Source organism: Mycoplasma ovis str. Michigan, assembly GCF_000508245.1.
GTDB classification, from domain to species: domain Bacteria; phylum Bacillota_I; class Bacilli_A; order Mycoplasmatales; family Mycoplasmoidaceae; genus Eperythrozoon_A; species Eperythrozoon_A ovis.
Window position 1 is genome coordinate 376,802 of sequence record NC_023062.1, and the last position, 21,690, is coordinate 398,491.

At 31.6% G+C, this 21,690-nt stretch carries 22 protein-coding genes and 7 tRNA genes; 14 read left to right on the top strand and 15 right to left on the bottom strand.

Annotated features, from left to right (window positions below; all coding sequences use genetic code 4):
* Nucleotides 1-3,432 carry a DUF3713 domain-containing protein gene (locus MR07_RS02060; RefSeq protein ID WP_024071239.1) on the bottom strand — a complete coding sequence of 1,144 codons (3,432 nt, stop codon included), beginning with the start codon at nt 3,430-3,432 and terminating at the stop codon, nt 1-3.
* A gap of 489 nt (nt 3,433-3,921) precedes the next feature.
* Between MR07_RS02060 and MR07_RS02065 the strand changes: the two genes are divergently transcribed.
* Nucleotides 3,922-5,307 (top strand): hypothetical protein, encoded by a 1,386-nt coding sequence (locus MR07_RS02065; protein WP_024071240.1) that lies wholly within the window; start codon nt 3,922-3,924, stop codon nt 5,305-5,307.
* A 39-nt stretch (nt 5,308-5,346) separates the two neighbouring features.
* Here the strand turns inward: MR07_RS02065 and MR07_RS02070 are convergent, their stop codons facing one another.
* Nucleotides 5,347-6,729, bottom strand: a complete 1,383-nt coding sequence (locus MR07_RS02070; RefSeq protein WP_024071241.1) for a hypothetical protein — start codon at nt 6,727-6,729, stop codon at nt 5,347-5,349.
* Between the two features lie 54 nt (nt 6,730-6,783).
* Between MR07_RS02070 and MR07_RS04230 the strand changes: the two genes are divergently transcribed.
* Together MR07_RS04230 and MR07_RS04235 are read left to right on the top strand one after the other, a co-directional pair.
* Complete coding sequence (locus tag MR07_RS04230; RefSeq protein WP_043901186.1) at nt 6,784-7,248, top strand: hypothetical protein; 465 nt, start codon at nt 6,784-6,786, stop codon at nt 7,246-7,248.
* Nucleotides 7,249-7,280: 32 nt separating this feature from the next.
* Nucleotides 7,281-8,141: a hypothetical protein gene (locus MR07_RS04235; protein WP_043901187.1), complete on the top strand. Its 861-nt coding sequence runs from the start codon at nt 7,281-7,283 to the stop codon at nt 8,139-8,141.
* A gap of 75 nt (nt 8,142-8,216) precedes the next feature.
* Here the strand turns inward: MR07_RS04235 and MR07_RS02085 are convergent, their stop codons facing one another.
* The 9 genes from MR07_RS02085 to MR07_RS02125 all read right to left on the bottom strand — a co-directional run bounded on the left by MR07_RS02085 (nt 8,217) and on the right by MR07_RS02125 (nt 15,129).
* A complete protein-coding gene (locus MR07_RS02085; RefSeq protein WP_144079557.1) occupies nt 8,217-8,825 on the bottom strand; it encodes a hypothetical protein in 609 nt (202 codons plus the stop codon).
* Nucleotides 8,826-9,004: 179 nt separating this feature from the next.
* Entirely contained in the window at nt 9,005-10,312 is a 1,308-nt protein-coding gene (locus tag MR07_RS02090) for an MIP family Ig-specific serine endopeptidase (protein WP_327084510.1), read from the bottom strand.
* A gap of 6 nt (nt 10,313-10,318) precedes the next feature.
* Entirely contained in the window at nt 10,319-11,767 is a 1,449-nt protein-coding gene (locus MR07_RS02100; protein ID WP_024071246.1) for an MIP family Ig-specific serine endopeptidase, read from the bottom strand.
* Between the two features lie 93 nt (nt 11,768-11,860).
* Complete coding sequence (locus MR07_RS02105) at nt 11,861-12,073, bottom strand: hypothetical protein (RefSeq protein ID WP_144079559.1); 213 nt, start codon at nt 12,071-12,073, stop codon at nt 11,861-11,863.
* A gap of 9 nt (nt 12,074-12,082) precedes the next feature.
* Nucleotides 12,083-12,943 (bottom strand): hypothetical protein, encoded by an 861-nt coding sequence (locus MR07_RS02110; RefSeq protein ID WP_024071248.1) that lies wholly within the window; start codon nt 12,941-12,943, stop codon nt 12,083-12,085.
* Nucleotides 12,944-12,981: 38 nt separating this feature from the next.
* Entirely contained in the window at nt 12,982-13,974 is a 993-nt protein-coding gene (locus tag MR07_RS02115) for a coiled-coil domain-containing protein (RefSeq protein WP_024071249.1), read from the bottom strand.
* A gap of 170 nt (nt 13,975-14,144) precedes the next feature.
* A complete protein-coding gene (locus MR07_RS02120) occupies nt 14,145-14,426 on the bottom strand; it encodes a hypothetical protein (RefSeq protein ID WP_024071250.1) in 282 nt (93 codons plus the stop codon).
* 89 nt (nt 14,427-14,515) lie between these two features.
* Complete coding sequence (locus tag MR07_RS04390) at nt 14,516-14,668, bottom strand: hypothetical protein (protein ID WP_158432921.1); 153 nt, start codon at nt 14,666-14,668, stop codon at nt 14,516-14,518.
* On the bottom strand, nt 14,632-15,129 hold the full coding sequence (locus tag MR07_RS02125; protein WP_024071252.1) for a hypothetical protein: 498 nt from the start codon (nt 15,127-15,129) through the stop codon (nt 14,632-14,634). The genes MR07_RS04390 and MR07_RS02125 overlap by 37 nt, the downstream gene beginning before the upstream one ends.
* 119 nt (nt 15,130-15,248) lie before the next feature.
* Between MR07_RS02125 and MR07_RS02130 the strand changes: the two genes are divergently transcribed.
* A complete protein-coding gene (locus MR07_RS02130; protein WP_024071253.1) occupies nt 15,249-15,548 on the top strand; it encodes a hypothetical protein in 300 nt (99 codons plus the stop codon).
* A gap of 42 nt (nt 15,549-15,590) precedes the next feature.
* On the opposite strand, the gene MR07_RS02135 is transcribed toward MR07_RS02130, so the two are convergent.
* The 4 genes from MR07_RS02135 to MR07_RS02150 form a co-directional block, all read right to left on the bottom strand.
* Nucleotides 15,591-16,001, bottom strand: coding sequence for a hypothetical protein (locus MR07_RS02135; protein WP_024071254.1), 411 nt, complete (start codon nt 15,999-16,001; stop codon nt 15,591-15,593).
* Entirely contained in the window at nt 15,971-16,588 is a 618-nt protein-coding gene (locus tag MR07_RS02140; protein ID WP_024071255.1) for a hypothetical protein, read from the bottom strand. Before MR07_RS02140 ends, MR07_RS02135 begins: the two co-directional genes overlap by 31 nt.
* Nucleotides 16,589-16,819: 231 nt before the next feature.
* Nucleotides 16,820-17,755 carry an NAD(P)/FAD-dependent oxidoreductase gene (locus MR07_RS02145; RefSeq protein ID WP_024071256.1) on the bottom strand — a complete coding sequence of 312 codons (936 nt, stop codon included), beginning with the start codon at nt 17,753-17,755 and terminating at the stop codon, nt 16,820-16,822.
* A gap of 20 nt (nt 17,756-17,775) precedes the next feature.
* A tRNA-Ile gene (locus MR07_RS02150) sits at nt 17,776-17,851 on the bottom strand.
* Nucleotides 17,852-17,961: 110 nt separating this feature from the next.
* Here MR07_RS02150 and MR07_RS02155 point away from each other — a divergent pair.
* From MR07_RS02155 to MR07_RS02200, 10 genes are all read left to right on the top strand, one after another.
* Entirely contained in the window at nt 17,962-18,543 is a 582-nt protein-coding gene (locus MR07_RS02155; RefSeq protein WP_024071257.1) for a hypothetical protein, read from the top strand.
* A 44-nt stretch (nt 18,544-18,587) separates the two neighbouring features.
* Complete coding sequence (locus tag MR07_RS02160) at nt 18,588-19,130, top strand: translation elongation factor P (RefSeq protein WP_024071258.1); 543 nt, start codon at nt 18,588-18,590, stop codon at nt 19,128-19,130.
* Nucleotides 19,108-19,773 (top strand): hypothetical protein, encoded by a 666-nt coding sequence (locus MR07_RS02165; protein ID WP_024071259.1) that lies wholly within the window; start codon nt 19,108-19,110, stop codon nt 19,771-19,773. The genes MR07_RS02160 and MR07_RS02165 overlap by 23 nt, the downstream gene beginning before the upstream one ends.
* Before the next feature lie 191 nt (nt 19,774-19,964).
* Nucleotides 19,965-20,052: transfer RNA gene (locus MR07_RS02170), tRNA-Tyr, on the top strand.
* 5 nt (nt 20,053-20,057) lie between these two features.
* Nucleotides 20,058-20,132 (top strand) — tRNA-Gln (locus MR07_RS02175).
* Between the two features lie 3 nt (nt 20,133-20,135).
* A tRNA-Lys gene (locus MR07_RS02180) sits at nt 20,136-20,210 on the top strand.
* A gap of 61 nt (nt 20,211-20,271) precedes the next feature.
* Nucleotides 20,272-20,348: transfer RNA gene (locus MR07_RS02185), tRNA-Lys, on the top strand.
* A 63-nt stretch (nt 20,349-20,411) separates the two neighbouring features.
* Nucleotides 20,412-20,499: transfer RNA gene (locus tag MR07_RS02190), tRNA-Leu, on the top strand.
* A 60-nt stretch (nt 20,500-20,559) separates the two neighbouring features.
* Nucleotides 20,560-20,633: transfer RNA gene (locus MR07_RS02195), tRNA-Gly, on the top strand.
* Between the two features lie 122 nt (nt 20,634-20,755).
* Nucleotides 20,756-21,613: a hypothetical protein gene (locus MR07_RS02200; RefSeq protein ID WP_024071260.1), complete on the top strand. Its 858-nt coding sequence runs from the start codon at nt 20,756-20,758 to the stop codon at nt 21,611-21,613.
* The last annotated feature ends 77 nt before the right edge of the window (nt 21,614-21,690 follow it).

Genomic DNA, 21,690 nt, shown 5'->3' on the forward strand with positions numbered 1-21,690 from the left:
TTAAAGAATAATGGAGGAGAATTGATCTTTTAGGTAGTAATCACTGGAGCTTAAAGTGAATACTTTATCTCCAGTAGATCAAGTTCCTCTCATTAAAAAGTGATTAATAGCTTTGGATTGTAGTCCAACATCTTGAGCTTTTTTAACTATATCTTGAATTAGCATATCTGGAGTCAATTTTGAATTTATAAAAGTTAAAAAACTATTTTCATCTTTTAAATCTTCTTCAGTAAATTGAATGAGATATACAGCCGCTGATCCTTCGTTTTGTTCTTTAGTGCTAAAAATATAGTTTTTTAAGGTTTTATTTTCTTTTTTAGAATCATCTCACATTAAACCTTGAAAACTATTCTTATCATTTCCATTTGTTCCATTGGTAGATGTACTACTACTTGTTTGTACAAAGCCACCTGAGCCATTTCCAAATAAGTGTTTTTTAATGAATTCTTTTAATAATTCTTTCTTTTTATCTAGACCAAATCACTCTAAGGCTTCAACTCTTTTGGAGTCATCTAGATCCTCTTTAAGCTTTTTATAGTCTGGTAATTCAAAAGCTTGACCTATAGAGCTCTTAGTTTTGGTTAATTGTGTAATAAAGTCAGCAAATTGTCTATTAGTTTTGATTAAGTCCACTTGAGATTCAATATTTTGTCACTTTATATAACCTTCTTTAAGTAAAAAATCAAGTATTTTTTCATAAAGATCTCTTGGAAGTTGTAATTGAGAGCCTCTAGTTAAAGATCCCTTATATCCCATCATCTCAATATTCTGTCCGTTTGCAGTTGTTTCTGTTCCTGAAGAAGTTTTTTTGATAGATGAAACTGAATATCTATCAACATTCCTAATACATCTTCTGGAATCTAAATTGCTAGCATCTCATTCTGTAGTTTCTTGTTTTTTATCTTTGGATGAATTTATTGGAGTTCAGAAGCTAGTTGTTCCATTTCCATTTCCTTGACCCTTAATAGGGTCAATAGGATTTGTTTCATCTTTTTGTGTACAGAATTTATTTCAACTTAAGGAATAAGCATAACTTCCAAAGAATTCACTCTTAACAATATTTCTTAGTAACTCTCTATATTCTTTTAGCGAGTTTTCTAATAAATACAGGGAAGTAATCAATATTCTCAGTTGAGATTTTTCTAATGTACTCTCCGCCTGCAAAGGCTTATTTAATAAATTGCTCATTGTTAATCAATCTTTAATAACTTCAGATTTAGAAGAAGAACTGCCCTTGGCACCTGAACTGCCTGACTCTTCTGCAGATAGTTTATATAGAAAACTATCGGAAATGTTATTGAGTTTTGACACTATTACTTCTCTTTCAATAGCCTTTGATAAGAGATCAATTAATTTATTACTACTTGTCGTGGGAGTCTCTCTTTTTCTTCTGCCCCCCCCAGCTGATAAATTGAAAAATTTCTTGTAATTTTCTGACAGTATTTGTTCTACCTTATCACCATTAGATGCGGAAGAAGTACTTGTTCCATTTGAATATACTTGCACAATATTATCAAAAGATATAGGAAGTAGTAAGTATTTTTTAAGAAGATAAAAGCTATGAATTTTTTCTAGTAAAAATTCTGCTACATCCCGCTTCATGCACTCCTTCTTCTCTTTCTTTTTCTTATCTCCATTAAAAGTTCAGTATTTATTATCTTTATTCTCCCCTTCTCCACTCACTTGCTTCGCTTCTAAAGTGGAACCATTTTTTTCCTTTTTCTTGCAATCAAAATACTCTTCAATTTTTGATAAATGTTTTTTGATTGAAGAACTAATGGTTTTTATATCTGCTTGATAATTAAGTTTCTTGAGGAAACTTGGAGGGTTAGGGGAGATAGTACCTAATTTAGATAGATAATTATTCCCTCGGGAATAATCTATCATTTTTAGATTAGAGTTATTTTTATTTCTGTTATCTCAGACTTTTAGATTGTCGTTTAACTCTGTAAGTTTTTTACTTAACTCTCATATAGCCACTAAGTTTTTAATAATTTCTGTACAACAACAAGTGCCTTCACCCTTTTCTCCATTTAAGCAACCTTTAATTAATAGGTAGTATTTGAGTAATAGATAAGAGAAGTTGGACTTTATATAAGCTTTAAATTCATCAATTAGTGAACTTTTACTCTTTGAAAGTTCTGATGCTTTCTGTCCACCTTCTAACTTAACTGGGAAAAAGAGATTAAAACCTTGATCATCTCTTCAGAAGATGATTCTGTTTTGTTTAGACTTTTCATCTTTGGAAGATCGATGAATTAAAAATTCAGCACTTGCACTTGAATTTTTAGTAATACAGAAGAGTTTTAATGGGTCTTTCTTGAGATCTAAGAATAAGTCAGATAATTTAGTAATTTCATAACCCTCCCCGACATTAGAAGCTTTGCAAGCATCTTCTCTGGATTTAAATATGTTTCTAGCAAAAGATTTATACAGGCTGGTGAAAATCTTCGAAAATCCTCCGCTAGATTCTGACGAATCATGCTCAGAACTAGAAGTTTGAGTTAAATATGAGAGAGCTAGATTTTTTTGAGCTGTATTAGAGCTAGAAATAAATTGAATTGTGCTTTTTTTCTTGAGCTCTTCTTTGACTTTTTTTTGATTATTTTTATTTGGTCCTATAAGATCCAATCAACTCTTGCTTCCGCCAGATCAGAGATCAATAGCTTGTTGAAAAGCTTCTACCTTTGAGGGATCGAAGTCGGGGAAATGAAAGTCAGGCTTCTCGGGAAGATTTATATTCTTAAATTTTTCTGAATATAAATTTTTAGTGGAATCTTGAAACTTATCTGCATAAGGAATTATTTCATGAACATAATGTCCAGCTTTATATTTACTTGTTCAAACTGCCATTAAAAACCCAATAAATGGAAGAGCTTTTCCAGTAATTGTGGAAATAGAACTAAATTGATGGTCTTTAAGTTGGTAATAGGAATCAATACTAGAAAGGTCTATTTTTCCTAGTATGAATTCTCTAAGGTTACTTAGATATTTTTCTTCATCCGAAATTCATTCTCTCTTTACTCTCTTGGCACTCTTTCTCTTTGCCGAGATTTGTCCATTAGTTTGAGCCTTAAGTACTTTTAAGTGATTAGCTAAAGACTTACCTACTTGTGCATATTTAGTTTTTGTGTAGAGGCTCTCATCAAAAATTGATTTAGCAATTTGAGTTGCGAATCCTCTCATTAATAATGGAACAGAGCTAGGATTTTTCGCTAAATTTGTAATTAAACTTACGGGAGTTAAGTGTTTTGTATCCCCGTTGTGAGAGCTAGAATTAATGAACTGATCTAATTGCTCTTTGAGTGAGTGTTGAAATTTAAGTGATCCAATCTTGCCATTGTACTCTGTAGCTACTATGGAACCAATGATAGAACCACCAATTAAAGGAAGAATTAAAAGTAAAATCCTCTTCCTTAATCGGGAAGTCATAGAAGACTATGAACTTCCTAAATTAAGCTACAAAGTTAGTTTCTTTATTTAAAAAGTTTCATCAAAAAAACAACTTTACGATTCGAAACTTTAAAGCAAATTAATTCATTAAATAACTTGGTAATCCATATTGGTTTATTTCAAACATCTTCTATATATAACTTTTTATCTAATTGTTTTTTTGCTTTCTAAGTCAAAATATTGTTTCCCTTTCTTTTTTCATTTTTTTAATTAAGAAATCTTGAAAATAAATAATTTTTGCACGAGCAAACTAAGACTTTCAACAAAAGGGAATATCGGAAATTAACAATGTTATTCTTTTAATTTGGATGTATTTGAATTTTTTTGAAGATAAATAGAGAAAAATTCAGTAATTCTCTTAAAAATACAATTTCATAGGGAAATTTCTTCCAAAATTTGAAAATAATAAAATAATTAGGCTTTTGTTTGATTTTTAGCAAATTTATTTACTTAAAAATTTAATGTCCAATGCTGTTGAAAAAGTTGTTATTGGAGTTTGGAACTCTAGCTGGTTTGGTTGGAGGGGGTGCTGGAGGAATAGCGAGTTCTTCTCAAAAAAGTATTGAATTTAGTGATGGAGACTATTCAATCTTCTTCAGTGAAAACTCATCAACTTTAGTTCGCAAGAAACAAGTTAATACAGATCTAAAAAAGAGAAACAGTTTAATTTCTCAGTTAAATTACAGTGTTTTGAATTATTGGAAATGACAGAGTGAAGGGGTAGGAGAAAATTTTCTTTTTATTAATGGTTGAGACAAAGCCGGAAAACCAATAGAGATAAAGAGTGAAACTCATTCGCAGAGAGGAAGAGAATTATGAGGAGGGAGACTTATAACTTTTAGTAATTATGATGGAGGTTGATTTGGCCCTAGAGATTTAACCAAAATTTGAAGAGATTTAGAAAAATCAAAGGAAATAACAAAAGGTAAATCATATTGACCTTTGATTCAAGAATCAAAAAATTACTTAACACAAAAAGATTGAGAGGAGTTGTCTATGTTTTGATCTAAAAGAAGCAAAGATCTTGAGGAAGATGTATTTGGACTGTGAAAAGGTAGAGAATACTGAGCTAAGCAATTTGGAACTAAAGATGGAAAAGTTGATTTGGAATTTAAGTTGAATAATCTAGGTAAAATTTTGAATTCAAGTGAAGAGGATCTGAAGAACAAAGGATGAAAATATGGTGAATTGGTTAGAAATTCCTTTTTAGATCGAATTAGATATTTTGGAGATCTTGAGGGAACTGCTTTTAATTACTTGAGAAAAACGGCTTGGGAAGATAACACAAGCATAAAAAAATTAAAGGAAAGAAATGTTGCAAAAGTCATTGGGAAGTTAATTTATGGAGAGGAAATGGGGTTTAAGTGTAATCGAGAAGATGCTGATTTAAAAAGTAAGTATTTTAAGGAGTGTGAGAACAACCAAAAAGCAAAATTAGGAAATTTTGAGTTGGTCTATGTTTTAAAGGCAACAAATTACAGTGACAGTAGTTACAAAGTTCCTGAAAAGGGAAAAGGAACCAGTTGAAAAAATCATCCCTCCTTGAGCGAGGAAGACAAAAAGAAGCTAATAAATTTTGAAAAGATTGAAAATTCTACTTTAATTTTCGAAAAATGTGAAGAATCTTCTTTGTTTGATTTATTTGATCCCAATAAAAAAATTAGACAAGAGGCTTGTGAAAGGTTATTAAACCCATGATTTGGTGATTCTGTCGAAGACAAAAGGTTATGTTTATTTCAATCTTCAGAAAACAATTACCTCTTAAGATTGATTAACTACATAAAGGTAATAACAATTCCTACTTGACATCACAAAAACACTTTCTGAACTAAGTGCTCTAATTTTGGGATTTAGTAAAGATTTTTAAAGTAAGAATTTATTTAACTTAAGTACCTAAATTCCGTAGTTCGAACATTTAGTCCAAAAAGTATTCCTTTTATTTCAAAGGGGAATTTCAAGAACTTGTAAATAAGTATTAAGTCTGAAATGGTAATTGAAATCTTCCAATTCAATTAGACATAATCTTTTATCTGTAACTATATCTCCGAATCAAGGTCTTATTATTTGATCACAAATTTCCCTTCTAATTTCTTTTGCGCTGTCTGAAAAATAATCTCAAAATCCAGCAGGATCTTCACATTTTTCATCTAATAATGAAGTTTTTCTCACATCATCCATTGTCACCAATGTTTTAGCATCTTTTGCTTCTATCTTTTGTTGTTGGTGTCATCTTCAGTTGTCACCTTTGGTCGGAGCTCAATAACTATTAGAGTATTTTCAAGTGCTTTTTAAAACTCTTTTGACTTTACCTTCTCCAGCCCTAGATGAACATTCTTTGAAATATTTAGTTTTATGTTCAGAATTTCCGTTATCACAATCAAACCCTATTTCTTCTCCAGAAATTAAAGCAAGTATGGCAATAGCAATTTTCTTCTCTTTTAATTTTTTAACTGTTTCAGCTTCTGGTCAAGCAATATGTTTTAGGTAATTAAATGCAGTTGCTTCAACGTCTCCGAGTAGTCTAACTTTAGATATCTTAGGATTTTGAAATATTCTTCCAAAATTTCATTTGTGATCTCTTAATTCTTCTTCACTTTTATCCAACATTTGCTTTAACTTTGAAAGATCAAATTCAAGATCTACTTTTTCTTGACCCGCTTTCTTTCCAAACTTTTCAGCTCATCAGTGCCAACCATTATATAGTCCAAAAACATCTTCTTCTAGTTCTCTACTCCTGTTTTGTCAAAATTTTTGAATTCCAACAAGATCTGCTTGACTTAAATATTGAGCTGATTTTTGTATTATAGGTCAATAGCTTTCTAATTCCTTCTTTTCTAACTTTTCTTTTTTAACTTTTTCCATATCTTCAATTTCCTTAAATACCCTTCTAGGTCCAAATCAACCTTGCCCAATACTAATCTTTCTCCCTCCTCAAAGATCTTTTTCTGACTGAGAATGCTTATTGCTAGATATCCTCTTATGTGGCCCAGCTCCATCTCATCCTCTGATAAAGAGTAAATCCTCCCCTACACCCTCACTTTGTCATTTTCAAGACCCTAGAATTGTGTGATCTAATTCAGATATCTTTCCTCATCCATCATTTAAATTACCCCTAACTTCCTGTTTTACTTTTAAAGATTCTTCTCCCTTTAAATATGAAATTTCTTCTTCTGAATCAATTGAAACACCTTGACCATTAACTCCAAATCAACCACCAATGCCCCCCCCGAAGCCACTAACTGTAGCTAACTCTAGAAGAATCTTTTTCCAAAGCATTTTTAATTTGTTTTTTTAAATAATTTTTAAAGATTAATTGTTTTTTAAGCAATAATGTGAAAAAAACTGTTATTGGAAATTGGAGCTATAACAGGATTTGGGGGGGGCATAGGAGGATGAATGGGTTCTTCCAATACAGGGTTTGACATTAATTCCGAGGATGAGTTTCATTTTTTCAGAGAGAGTTCATCCGATTTAACTAAAAAAACAAAATTTAGTAATTCGTTCGAGTCTAATGTTGGATTGGTCTCTCTTTTGAATAGTACGGTTTTCAAGTCTTGAAGATTTAAGAGTGAAGGAGTTAGTGAAGATTTGTTGTTCGTGAAAGGTTGAGAGTGGGCGGGACCACATAAAGTAATAAATAGTGAATCTCACTCCCAGAGCTCGAGAGAGCTCTTTGGAAGTAGGAGAATAAGTAACAGTATGGGTTGATTTGGCCCCAGAATTGCAAGTAGAATTACCCAAGAAATATACGGAGAGAAGGAAAAAGACATAATAAAAACTTCTGAGATTTACTAAGAGATTCGGGGAAATATATAAGTAAAGAAGAATTGAAAGGATTATCTAATTTTTGAGGCAAAAGAAGTATTGAATTGGAGGAAGATGTGTTGAGCTTATATCAACCTAGAAGTTGATGGATTAAAGTTATGGGCGAAGACAAGGAGAAGCAAAGAGTTGCTCTTGATTTGGACTTAACGGGAATAAAAGATATGCTTAACCAAACAGAAGAACAACTAAAGAAACAAAAGTGAACTTACGGAGAATGAGTTAATGGTTCTTGAATAAAAACAATTCGTCTTTTGGGGAATTTAGAAGAAGTTGCCTTCAACTATTTAAAGAGAATGATTTGACCCGAAGAGGCGAAAAACCAAAAACTAAAAGAAAAGGACATTGCAACCATTATCAAAAGATTAATGAGTGGAGAAAAAATTGGATTCGATTGTAGCTCGTCAACTGATCAAGAACTTAGTAAATATTTTGAAGAATGCAAGAAAAAACCAGAAGGAATTGAAGTTAAAGCAGTTCTGAAATCTGTTTGAAGTAATTCCGGATATTATGTTCCAACGCGAGGAAAAGGCGCTGGTTGAAAAGCTCAAACCTTAGCTACTTATCCAGATTGAAAGAAACTAAATAACATGGATGAAATCGAGAAAACAAAAGTTATTGAAGAGGAATGTGAGCAAAGTAGCTGAGCATTTTGGGATACTTCCATAAAAATAAGACAAGAATTATGTAAAAGGTTAGTTATTCCTTGATTTGGAGATATTGTCGAAGATAAAAGATTATGTTTAGTGGAAGTTAAGGATTTTAATTATCTTCTTCAATCACAAACTTATTTCAAAATATTTGATTTTCCGACTTGACACAATAAAAATGCCTTCTGAACCAAATGCTCTAACTATGGAATTTAAAAAATCAACTGTTTGCTTATCTAATCCAAAAACTGATTTTTAGAAATTAAATAAAGCAGAAAAATTATTCTGGGATTAAAAATAAGCCTTTGGATTAAAATTATCCATTCACTTTAAATTGTTTTTTTCATCAAATAAAATTGAACATTCCTTTCATCTTCAATTAACTTGACAAGAAGAATCTTCCAATTTAAAACTCATGACGTTTGTGCTATCCCCTGAAGAAGTTGCAGTAACATTTACCTCGCCACCAGTATTGATTGTTTTAGGTGATATCTTGCTTGTTTGGCAAGTTAATGATTGATAATCTGTCGTACTGAAAGTCCTGTCCTTAATGGAAGGCACTTGTAGATAAACCTTGTTGGAATCAAGGCGTAACTTTCAATTAGTTCAATGATTTTCTTTATTGGATTCCTTCGTTCCTCCTCAAGATAAACTACTACCGTTTCCATCGACAACATAAAATGCAATACTATCCTTGGCATTATTAGTATCTCATTTTCCTCCTGCTTTAGCTGTTAAGTGAATTTTATAATGCCTACCATGTTCATTACAATCTAGAATTGGTTCTGTCACACTGATCTTATGCATATCAATAATTTCATAAAAATCACTCAAACTCTTGAAATAAAAAATAGAAGGAATTGCAAAGGAGATACAAACGTGACGGGAAATAAAGTTCAAGAAGAAAACGTTTTTTTGACACTAACAGATAATGATTACAAACTTGAATACAATCCAACAAAAAGTAATAGAAGTTAATTTTTAAAGATAGAAATTTTTCCGTATTTGTTACTTTAGGTTTAGGAAGAAAAATTACTTAAATTATTTTTTCAGTTGTTTGAAACTAATAACCTAATTTTTTAAGACTTACTTTTTCAATCCATAGAACTTAATCAAGTATTTATTCCTTTAGATTGCAAGAATTTTTGTACTTGTTGTTTGTAAGAACTTTTTTGAAGAGGAGCTCCCAATATTAAGTCATATTGAGGAGTCTTGAAGTTACCTTCAACTACTAATTCTTTTGATCTAAGGGGAATAGACATAGAATTTTTTGCTTTGACTCCCTGCTCTCCTATACTTTTAACTGCCACTAAGTTCCCACTTCCATCTATAACCATCGAACCAGAAGATCCCTTGCCCAATGGAGTTCCCTCTAAGAGATAAAAGTGTCCCATTCTATTTAACTCTTCTCCTCCCCAATTTAATTTCAAATTTGCAAATCTTTTGGATGCCACATGTCCCTTTAATTTCGATTCTTTAGATGAATATCGGTTTTCTAGATCTCTTGATAGTCTATCTGCTCTCAATTTAGATTCATTTCAATTGTTGGAGTATTTAAAAATATCATCTTTGTACCCAGGATAACCAAGACTGTAAAAGTTGTCATTATTTTTACTTATTGTTTTTGTATCTAAAGGATCACCAAAGATATTTATCATATTTTTTGAATTAGTTGTATATTTATTGGCAAAATTTCTAGTAATCTCTTTTGCAGATTTCTCATTCTTAAATTCAATCTCTATTACTGCAAAATCTTTGTAGTTATTCTTTTTAATCTCTCAATTGACGTTTTTATCAAATAAGTCTGTAGCTACTCAAAATAATCTATAGTTTTTTATCTTGTTTTGACTAATAGCACCTCAATTCGATTTCAAAGATCTTCCGCTTGATTGTTTTGAAAGATTTAGATCAAATATTCCATAATTTTTCGCAAAATGACAACTTGCAGTAGTACTTAAAGGATATTGAGAAGCTAACTTAGTAAGTTGAGTGTTTTTGGATCTACTTTTATTAGATATTGGTAATTTCTGTTCATAAGGATTAGAGTCAAATAGTCATTTTCTTACAACATGTGCATTGGTTGCGATATATCAAGTAGTAGGGTACTTACCTTCTTCTGGAAGTTGATAGTCTAATATTCAGCCAGTTCCACTATCACAAGAGGAAAAAATCTTAAATGTGTAATCATTTAACTTTTTGAAAGCAGAATTTGCCTCTTGTTTAATGCTTATTTTTTCTGAATTTTTTTTAGTAAGCTGCTTGTTCTTAAGAGAAACTAATTTTTTCGGGAGGGGCGTTAATTGACTATTAGTAGTTAATCTATGAAGTCCAAAAGAGAATCCAGATAAAGCCGGAACAGAAACAACGCCCCATTTTCAAATTGCTATAGGACTTTAGTTTATCTTAAGATTTTCAGAATTATGTTTTCAACCCATAGAACTTAATCAAGTTTTCTTTCCATATTTTTCTACTTGTTCCTTATAAGAAGTTTTTTGACCTTCTGCTCCTAATATCAAATCATATTTAGGAGTCTTAAAATCTCCTTCTACTTCTAGATTTCCAGATCTAATAGGCAATATCATTGAGTATTTTGCTTTTTCTCCAACTTCCCCTCTACTCTTAAGTCCTATTAAATTTCCTTCTCCATCAACAGTCATTGATCCGGAAGCACCTTTACCTAATGGAAATCCCTCTAAAAGATAGAAATGTCCCATTCTGCTATATTTCTTTCCTCCTCAATCAAGTTCTGATGCGTTAAATGATTTTGCAGAAACATGTCCCATTAATCTTTTGTCTTGATTTACTGTTGCGCTCTTTCTAGGATCTTCGGCTAATTTTTCTCCTGCTAAAGTTTCTGGATTTCAGGTTTTGGAATAACTAAACTTGTCGTTTTCTTTTGTTGGATATCCCAAACTGTAGAAGTTTTCATTGTTATCTTTTAATCTTTCTTTACTAATAGGACTTCCAAATAAATTAATTGAATTTTTTGAATTTTCTCCACCATATTTGGTGGCAAAATCTCTAGTCATTTCCCTAGCAACTTTCTCGTTTTGAAATTCAATTTCTATTACTGCAAAGTCTTTGAAATTATTGTTACCTATTCCCAAACTTTGATTTTCATCAAAAATATTCAACGCTGTTCAAAACAATTTAGGTTTTTTGATCTTTCTCTGATAAATAGCTCCTATATCAGACTTCATATTTTGTCCACTAGATTGTTTTGATAAGTTCATATCAAAAGCTCCATAATTTCTCTTGTAATAACAATTATTACCAGAATACAGGGAATAATACTTAGATGAATAATGTGTGTAATAATCCTGATATCTTTGTCTATATTCACTTAATTTTTCTGGAAGAACTTGGTTATATGGGTTAGACTGATCAAAATATCATTGTCTAATTACATGGGCATTTGTGGCTATGTATCAAACTAAGGGATATTTATCTTTTTGATCAGGAATTTGGTAGTCTAGTATTCAACCAGTACCAGTATTACAGTTTGAGAACAACTTGAATGTGTAATCATCAAGTTTTTCAAATACTGATTCAGCTTGTTTTTTAATTTCTTCTTGAGTTAGTTGCTTTGTCTTGGGGGGGGCTATTGATTGAACTGAATTTTCTAAATCAGTTGTTTGTGATACAGGTATGGTTGAACTTTCTTGTGATTGTTTTTCGTCTTCGAAAACTGATACATCTTTAGTGGATTCAGCTGTGGAGACGCTTGATTGATTTGATGAGTTTAAACTTAATGATTTAAAAGGATTAACAAGTGCTTTAGTTGACACTAAAGCTCCGGATAGAATAGAGGCTAAAACAAACCCTCACTTTAAGGCTAACAAGGGAAAAGTTACTTTATTTAAAGATTATTTAAAAATCTTTTAAATGATCTTTTATTCATTTTTAATTTTTTGATTTAAACGCCAATAGATTCATTATTTCAAAAGTTCTGGGAAGTTTCAAGGAGATGGTCTAGTTACATTTTCAGATTTCTTGAATGTAGATGACGAGGAATTATTGTGAACATCTGATTTATTTATTTCTTTCACATTAACAGATGGAATGGATCTATCAATTGTATTAGTGGCTACACAAATACCTCCTGCTCCAGTAATCATCATTGGTAAAAAATATTTAATATGCAACAATGTGAAAGATTAATCAGCCTTTACTAATTCAACTTTTGGAATAAATTCTCCCCAATTAATCCTATTTCCCATTCCATCTTCTATTCCATGTAACGTTATTCTTAAATCTTTATTTCTTCCAAATAAAACAGATTTAATATTCCCCAAATTAAAATGATGTCCTAATTTTGTTTTGTCTGAGGCAATTGCTATCTCTATTTTTGCGTTTGGCTTATCACTTTTGCTGAAGAAACTAACTTTTTCAGGATAAAAAATTTGGGTTCCTTTACAGCCTGATGTAACTATCTTTTGTCTAAGTTTCTTTTGATCTATAAGGGAAAGAATACCTAAAGGCCCCTCTGCCTTTTTTTGCTTAACATAACCTATCTTTTGAGCACCTGTCTCACTTAATAATTTCTTTCATTGTTCAGTTCATCCATTGCATCAATAATTTGGATCTTCATCCTTCAACAATGAACTACTTCCGGTATTTCACACTTGACTATTCACTGTTTGAAAAATTTTGTCTGTCTTGCTTCATTGGAAATATCTTTTTCCTCTAAATAAAACAGCACCATTTTCTCCTTCGACAATCATGACTACCTTGTCATCATCAGCAAAATTTACTTTAGAGTTATTAAACTCACCGACTCTAGCAGGTCCAAAAATTGAACCTGAGGCAGATGCTCTATAAGCTCCCTCTGATTCAATAAAAATACCCTCTCCTTCTTGTTCTTTACCTATTAACTGGATTCACTTTTTACCTTGTGAATTGGAAACTTTCATTTTCACAGTACTGTCAGTAGCAAGCAATTCTGGGATAATAAAACTTCCCCCGCCAAAGAGGCTACCTCCCCCGAATAGCAAGGAAAACAACTTGCCACCAGTCATGAAATACTATTTTATTCTTGACTTATTAAAAAGAAATTTTACTTTAGTTTACATGCTGGATCTTCAACAGTATATAAGTCACAAATGGAATTCAGAAACTTTCCTTCATAATTCTTAACTGTACTAATATTCTTTTTCAACAACTCTATTACCTGATTTATTGATTTAATTTCTTTGGTTAATGTTTTTATTTGTCCGAAGAGTTGTTGAATGTTTAAAGAAATGCTCTTCATTTCTTGTTGAAGAGCAATTTCTTTGGCAGAAAATGCAGATAATAAAAGATCAACAGAAGCACTTAAAGTTGCTTGATAATTTTTCATCTTAGAAACTGTCTCCTGAAGTGCTTTTGCCATAATATTTGCTTCTTCTATTTCCCTATTAGTCTTTTCGAGAGACTCCTGAACTTCCTTTAAAGCTTCTTTAGCTTTTTGACTGCCAGTCCCTTCACTAGTGCCCCCCCCAGTGGCAGGCGCAGATCTTTTAGCTCTTGAAGGTGTTGTTGTGCAACCACTTCCTTCCCCATTCTCGTTTTTTAAAGCACAAATAACTTTTTGAAAACCCTCCTGTCAAGACTTTAAGCCTTTTGTTAAGCTAACTAAGCTTTTTTCAGCTAAAGTTAGGGACTCTTTAGCTTTTTCGAACTGCAACTTTTTAATTGTTTCTTTTCCCTTATCTTCTATTACCTTCTCTAACTCCTTGAATTTTTCTTGAGCTTCTTTATACTTGGATTCCAGCTCTCCCTCCGCCTTAAACAGCTTGGTAAAGGCTTCCAAAATCTTACGAAAATTAATTCCTTTAATTTTGTGTAATCAATCTAGGGCGGAACTATATTTATTTTTTGATTCTGTTAAGGTCTTGCTGACTTCTTTTTCTTTACTGATTAATACAGACAGATCAAAATCGGAATTAAAAACATCTTTCTCAAAAATTGGTCTAATAGTTCCTGATATTATTTGGGAAACTATTCCTCCAACGCTACCTAGTGTTAAAAACCCTAAAGCTAAACTAGTTAGCTTAGAGAGAGTAAACATTTGTTCTTACTTGCTCAATAAGCTAAGTTATTTTCGCAACACAAATCATTTAATAGTTTTTATCAGTAAAACAAATAGATTTAAAAACTAATAGTTCTGACCATTAAAGAAACAATATATTAGATTAGTTAAAGTTTCAAAAATCAAGTCCTATCTAGGAGTTGAAAGCTTTATTTTGTTCCGCATTCTTTATTCTCGAAAGTATACAAACTACAAATAGCATTAAGAAACTTTCCTTCATAGTTCTTAACTGTACTAATATTCTTCTTCAATAACTCTATTTCTTGATGTATTGTTTGAATTTCTTTAGTTAATTTTTGGATTTGTTCAACAAGTTGTTTAATTTTTGAAGAAATATCTTTAATTGCTCGTTGAATCGAAGATTCTTGAGTAGAAAGTGCAGATAGCAAAAGATCAGAGGAGGCGCTTAAAGCTTCTTGATAAGTTTTCATCTTTGTAACTTTCTCTTGAATCTTTGCTGTGGCATTTTGTATTTCTGAAATTTGGTGATCTGTTCCCTCTAGAGCTTTTTTAACTTCTTCTAAGGATTGCTTGGCTTGTTCGCCCCCCCCGCGGCTGTTGTATCAGAAGATGTAGATCTTCTAGCTCTTCTTGAGGAGCTGGATGAGCAACCATTTTCTTCTTTTCCCTCATTATTTAAGGCACAAATGATTTTTTGAAACCTTTCCGCCAAGACTTTAATCCTTCACTTAAGCTAGTAAGTGCCTTTGAGGCAATATTTAAAGATGCTTTTGTTTTATCGGCTTGTAACTTTTTCATTGTTTCTTCACCTTTTTGATTCAATACCTTTTCTAGATCCTTTAACTTTTTTTGCGCTTCTTTATACTGTGACTCCAAACTTACTTCCGCATTAAATAATTTGTCAAATGCCCCCAAAATCTTGTGAAATTTAATTCCCTTCAGTTTGTTGAGTCAGTTTAAAACAGAACTATATTTGTTTTTTGAGTTAGTTAATTGCTGACTAATTTGTGTTTCTGTAGTTATAAGTTCAGACAAATCAACATCTGATTTAGAAATATCTTTTTTAAGAATTGGATTAATAGTTCCCAAAACTGTTTGGGAAACTATTCCTCCAACGCTACCTAGTGTTAAAAACCCTAAGGCTAAACTAGTAAGTTTGGAAAGAGTAAACATTATTTTTCTAGATAAATTGGAATTATTGGAATTAAATACTTAATGGTAAACAATACTTCAAAATTCATAATTCTGAAATTAATTAAATTAAAGAAATATATAAGTAATGTTTAACTAACGTGTTATTTGACACAGAAGGATACTTTTTTTCTATTTCTGGTGGTTGAAAAAAAGTATTAAAAACAGGACCTTATAAACAGACTGTAGCAAATAGAGAAGTGAGATTAAGAACTAATAGAGAAGACTGAAAAGATAAAGATTTATATATTCGAAAAGCTAAGAAAATTCATCGATGAGAGAAGGTAGATTGAGAAAGAATTCGAAGATATTGATCATGACGTTGAGATTGTTTCAAGGGATTATTTAGAAAAATTTCTAATTTTTTTTCTCCTAAGCCAATAGATATACCTTTACATTAATTTTTCTTAGACAAATCTTCAAAAACAAGTTTTATATCGAAATTAAGAATTTTGTTTTAGATTACACTCCTGTTTTTCAACTGTATATAAGTTGCAAATGGCATTAAGAAACTTTCCTTCATAGTTCTTAACTGTACTAATATTCTTCTTCAATAACTCTATTTCTTGATGTATTGTTTTAATTTCACTTGTTAAAGATTTGATTTGATTAGAGAATTGTGTAATTTTGGACGAAATTTCCTTAATGGATTGTTGAATGGAAGATTCTTTAGCAGAAAGTCCAGTTAATACAAAATTAGAAACATTACTTAAAGCTTCTTGATAAGTCTTCATATTGGTAACTCTCTTTTTAAGTTCTTCTGCCATAGTATTAGCTGTTTCTATTTGTTGACTGGTTTCTTCTAGAGATTTTTGAACTTCTTTTAAAGCTTCTTTAGCTTTTTCTCCATTCATTTCACCATCGGCGCCCCCCCCGGCGCAGATCTTCTAGTTCTAGAGGATGAAGATGTAGATGTACAATCACTTTCTTCTTCCTTACCATTTAAAGCACAAATAATTTTTTTAAAACCATCATTTCATTCCTTTAAGCCTTTTTGCAAACTAGATAAACTCGCTTCAGCAAAACTTAGAGATTTTTGGGCTTTTTCGTAATGTAACTTTTTTTGCAACTCCTCGCCTTTTTGTTTCAAAACTTTTTCTAATTCTTCTAATTGCTGTTTCGCGGCTTTATACTGCGATTCCAAATTTTCCTCTGTCTTAAATAGTTTGGTAAAGGCTTCCAAAATCTTATGAAACTTAATTCCCTTAAGTTTGTTTAGTCAGTTTAAGGCGTTAGTATATTTATTTTTTGAATCAGTTAATGTTTTGCTGATTGCTTGTTCTGAGGAAATTAAAGCAGACAAATCAACATCTGATTTAGAAATATCTTTTTCAAGAATTGGATTAATAGTTCCCAAAACTGTTTGGGAAACTATTCCTCCAACACTACCTAGTGTTAAAAACCCCAAAGCTAAACTAGTAAGTTTGGAAAGAGTAAACATTAATTTTGGACTGGGAAATAATCTAAGTTATTTCCACAACAAAATTAATTTAATTACTAATTTTTAGCAGTAGGGGGATTTAAAGATTCATAGTTTGACAATTAGAAAAACAATGTATCAGACTAACTAAAGATTTCAAAACACAATGTCCTTTAGGTTCATGAGTAGAACAAAAAGCTCAAGCTTTAGTTTTTACTACAAGAGAGGTTCTTTTACTTAAAAAATAAAGTGCTACTCCTTTTTAATTTCTTTTAAATAATTTTTGATTGAGATTGCTGCTATTGCACCATCATTCATAGCAGTAACTATTTGCCTTAACTCCTTATCAATTACATCGCCTGCGGCAAATAATCCCTTTAAATTGGTTTGCATATGTTCATCTACATAAATAAATCCAAATTTATTTCTCTTTAGATCCAATTTAGAGAGAAAATCAACCTCAGGAAGTAAACCAATAAATATAAATACAGCTTTGGCTGATAGTTGTATTTTCTCTCCAGTTTCAACATGCTCAACTTCCAAACCACTAACCTTATCTCCCTCCACTAATACACGAACTGGTCTGTACGGGGTATGTATAGAAACATTCTCTTTTTCTTTTAAATCTCTTAAGAGAATTTCATCTCCCCTAAATTCTCTTCTTCTGTGAACTAATTTAAGTTTGGAAACTATTGCACTTAAATAAATAGATTCTTCTAGTGCACTATTTCCTCCCCCAACAACTACAACTTCTTCTTCTGAATAAAGATTTCCCTCACAAATAGCACAATAAGAAACTCCTTTACTGTAGTACTCTAATTCATTCTCTATTTCTAGTTTTTTTTCTCTAAGTCCTGTAGTGATTAAGACAGAAATGCTCTTAAATAAATTTCCTCTACTAGTTTTTACCTCTCAAATATTGTTATTTTGAATTAACTCTATTACTTCTTCTATAGAAGTCTTAATGTTTAATTCTTTTATCTGAGAATAAACATTCTCTGCTAATTGAATGCCATTTCTATCTAAATAACCAGGATAGTTATCTATAAATAGTGTTTTGTTTAGCTTTCCTCCTACAATCGACTTTTCTAGTATTAATACTTTTAAGCAAGCTCTTGCGGCATAAATAGCTGCTGTTGCTCCTGCTGGACCAGCCCCAATAATAATTAAGTCTCAAATTAAAGTCAAATGACTTTAACTATTTATAATGGTGGGACTAATGGGGTTCGAACCCATAACCGCACCCTTATAAGAGGTGTGCTCTGCCCGTTGAGCTATAGCCCCTTGTAAAAAACTTTAATTTTCTTATTGATTAAGACTTTCTCTTAATCTAATTTATATTTACTAGGGTCTTTTTTTAAAAGTCAATAGTAAGAAAATATATTTAGAACCTCTTGCTTTTCTCCAAATATCTTTTTGCTTTAGTCTCCGGCTTAACTGCCGGAGTTAATGGTTGAGTTTTTTCGGGGGGGGCAGTTAACTTGGATTCTAGTTCTAACTTAAAAAACTCTTTAGAACAACTTAGTTCTAAGAGTGAAAGTCAAGACCAACAATTGGACAAAGAAGGAAAAAGACTTAAGAGAGAAGCTACTGAAAGTACTAAGAAAAATCAAACAATAACAAGTAAAAACAGTGATGTCAATTCTAAGAGACAAGAAAGAGATAAAGCGACAGAAGGGGTAAAGGAACAAAAATCTTCTTTGGAAACGACAGGACAGAAACACAAACAGGAAATCGAATCTAAAAATGGTGAATTAAGTAAAAAACTACAAGAAGAAATTAAACAATTTAATGACGATGCACAAAAGAAGTGAAATGAATACTCAGAAAAAGTATCAAAAGAATTCAAAGAACAAGAATCAAAAATAACAAAAACTTTGGAAGACCTTAAAGCATCAAATCAAGAGTTAATTAAAAGAGTCGCTCAATCAATCCAAGAACTTCCTACCAGAATATTTCAAGAAAAAAGAAAATAAATCTCTTCAAGCCAATTATTGGCTTAAATTAAAGTTAGAGTGTTATGTCTACTATGTTAGAAGCGAGAGAATTAAGATCTGGTCAAACTATTCTCTATAAAGGTGAACCTCATTTAGTCTTGGATCATTCTTTCAATAAAACAGCTATGAGGGGAGGAATAGTTAAGTGCAAGCTTAAGAACCTTTATACCAAAGCTATTTTTATTGAAGAAATGTCCAACATGAGACTAGAAAAGGCCAACTTAAATAAACAAGAAGTTGTCTTTACTCACAGAGATAAAGATTTACTTAAGTTCTGCGATATGCAAACTTATGAGGAATATGTGTTATCTATAGAGGAATACCGATGAGCTAGTAATTTTTTGGAAGAGGGTATTACATTACAGTTAGTTTGATTTCAAACTAACTTAATTGATTTTGTATTACCAGAAAAGGTTCAATTAACTATAGTTGATTTAACTCCAGTTAATGGTGAAGTTCAAAAGGCAAAGTTTGCTTCTGGTCATGAAACTTTAGTTCCTCTTTTCTGTAAAGAAGGAGATAAAGTATTCATCTCTACAGAAAATGGAAAGTACCACTCAAAATAGAACTTTATTTCCGTTATCGATAATCTTTCTCCCCTTTATATTCTTATTATTTCTAGGATTTTCGATATATTCTTGAAAAAATAGATTTGGTTATAAGGGGAATAAAAGTTATTCCTCTAGATATTTTTTCTTTAAAAAAATCTACTGAACATTTACTCAACTAACTTTCAAAAAAGAGGTTTTAGAAAGTTACAACCTATTAAATAGAAAAGATGTTTTTATATTTGTATACAGCAAGAGATTAAGTTGACCTTTACTTTCTCTTGCCTTTTTGATAACTAATTATTATCAAAAGATTTATCAAAAAAGACAATTTTTTAAATTCTGTATTATTTCTAGGACTAAACCTAATTGATGATTTTGGTTGTCTTCTTTAGATCCTTTATCTAAAATGCCAAGTTCTAAGTTTTTTAAAGAATTTGATTGTCCAATAATTTGTTTTTCAAATTCCATCAAGAAATTAAAAGATTTAGCCATCAAATCTTATAAAACAATAGTGTTTTTTAGATTTGAAACATACTTTTCTTGAAAAACTGGATTCTTAAATACTTTTAGGGCTATAGGTAAACTGGACTCTAATGAACTACTAAGAAATGTAAATAAAGCTGAATTAAAACTCTCTCAAATAATGAAAGAGTTTTAAAAGTCATAGATTTATTTTTCTATTTGTAGTATTTGGAGATAATAAATCTTTGCGCACTAAATAAATTTTTCAGATGTTCATAGAAAAACTCTGAAATAGTTATTTAAGTACATCTAAAACCCTCTATAAATCATTAACATTAGAACCTAAAATAAATTTGAGTTTTTCTGACTTTTAAAGTCAGGAAGGAGGGGTAGGTAGCGAAGTGGTTAAACGCATCTGACTGTAGATCAGATACCTTTTTAGGTTACGGGGGTTCGAATCCCTCCTTGCCCACCATTTGTTGGGCTGTAGCCAAGCGGTAAGGCAATGGACTTTGACTCCATGATGCGACGGTTCGAATCCTTCCAGCCCAGCCAAAAGATTCACTAGCTCAGCGGAAGAGCATTTGGCTTTTAACCAAAGGGTCCTGGGTTCGAATCCCAGGTGAATCACCACTAATTACTCCTTATTAACTCCTAAGTAAAAATAATTTATTTATAGTTAAAGGAGAAAGAAGACTCACTAGCTCAGCCGGCCAGAGCATTTGGCTCTTAACCAAAGGGTCCTGGGTTCGAGTCCCAGGTGAGTCACCAAATTAATTTTCTGTTGTTCTTCGCCCCTAATTAATTAAGTTAGAATATTATGGGCGAGAATCTGCTGGGGTGGCGAAATTGGCAGACGCCCGGGATTTAAGACCCCGTGCAATGAACTTGCGTGAGAGTTCGAGTCTCTCTCCCAGCACCACTATTTATTTTTTGAAATTTGGCTGGGATCTAAAAGAAGAGGCTAAAATTAAAAGTATTCGCAGCCATAGTTTAGTGATAAAATATTTGCCTTCCAAGCAAAGGATGAGGGTTTGATTCCCTTTGGCTGCTCCACTATAAATTTTTCTTAGGGCTGAATTTTTTTAATTTAGTTTATAGAATCTTAATAGTAAGTACCAGTAAAAGATAATAAATACTTAACTATTTAAAAAATAGTTAAGTGATCGCCGACTAAATTGAGAATATCGTTTAATTTAGGTTTATTTAAAGAACAACTTAGGGAAGACCTAAGTGTTTTTGAATTTAGTTTTTTAAAGAGGGTATTTTCCCATTCTGCTTTTTATTTTGGAGCTTTTGGACTATTAGTATCTAGTCTAACTGCCCTAGCTGAATCAAGCTGGTTAAGTGGTATTGCCGGTAATGGTTATTTTGTTGGTGTAGGAGGAGCATTAGCTTTATTTACTGGATTAGCATTGATGTTTTATTACCTACCTAGGTATCACAATAATCCATTAGAAGTTACTCCTAAATTTGTAAAAAGAGCTTACTTTTGTTTGATTTGTACTTATGGAATTGTTTTCTGCGTTCTATTTCAAGGTTTGAAATTAATTTCTTTGCTCGGAAAAGGCAGTTCCACTTGAATGAGTTCAAGTCTTATGTTGGGAATAGTAATATTTGGTTCTTCTTTAGTAGCCTATGCAATCCCAGTTTTGATTGGTTTGGGGATGAGAAAGATGTCAAGCGTTTTCAAATTATCTAGATTCTTAAGAGCTTGTTATGTTACATATTTTGTACTAGCTTTGGTTGGTTTCATTGTGGCATTATCAATGAGTAATGGTGGTTACCATTTGTATAACGCTTTAATGACTCTTCTATTTGGAACAATAATATTTATTTCTCCAATTTTGTCTGTTTACAGAATGAAAACAGTGATTAGATATATTGATCCAAAAGATATGGTAGCTATTAAAAGATGAGAATTGTTTTTTGTATTTGAAGCATTAGCTCAATTAATGCAAATGGCTGTTTTCTTAACTAGACTATTTGCTAGTTTCTGTATGGGATGTATTGGCGGAGGAGCGGAAAAGAGATAAATAATTTAGGGCTACAGCTCAATAAACTACCCTTAAAGTTGCTCTATTTCTAGCCTAGCTTGGTTCGGGCTGGATAA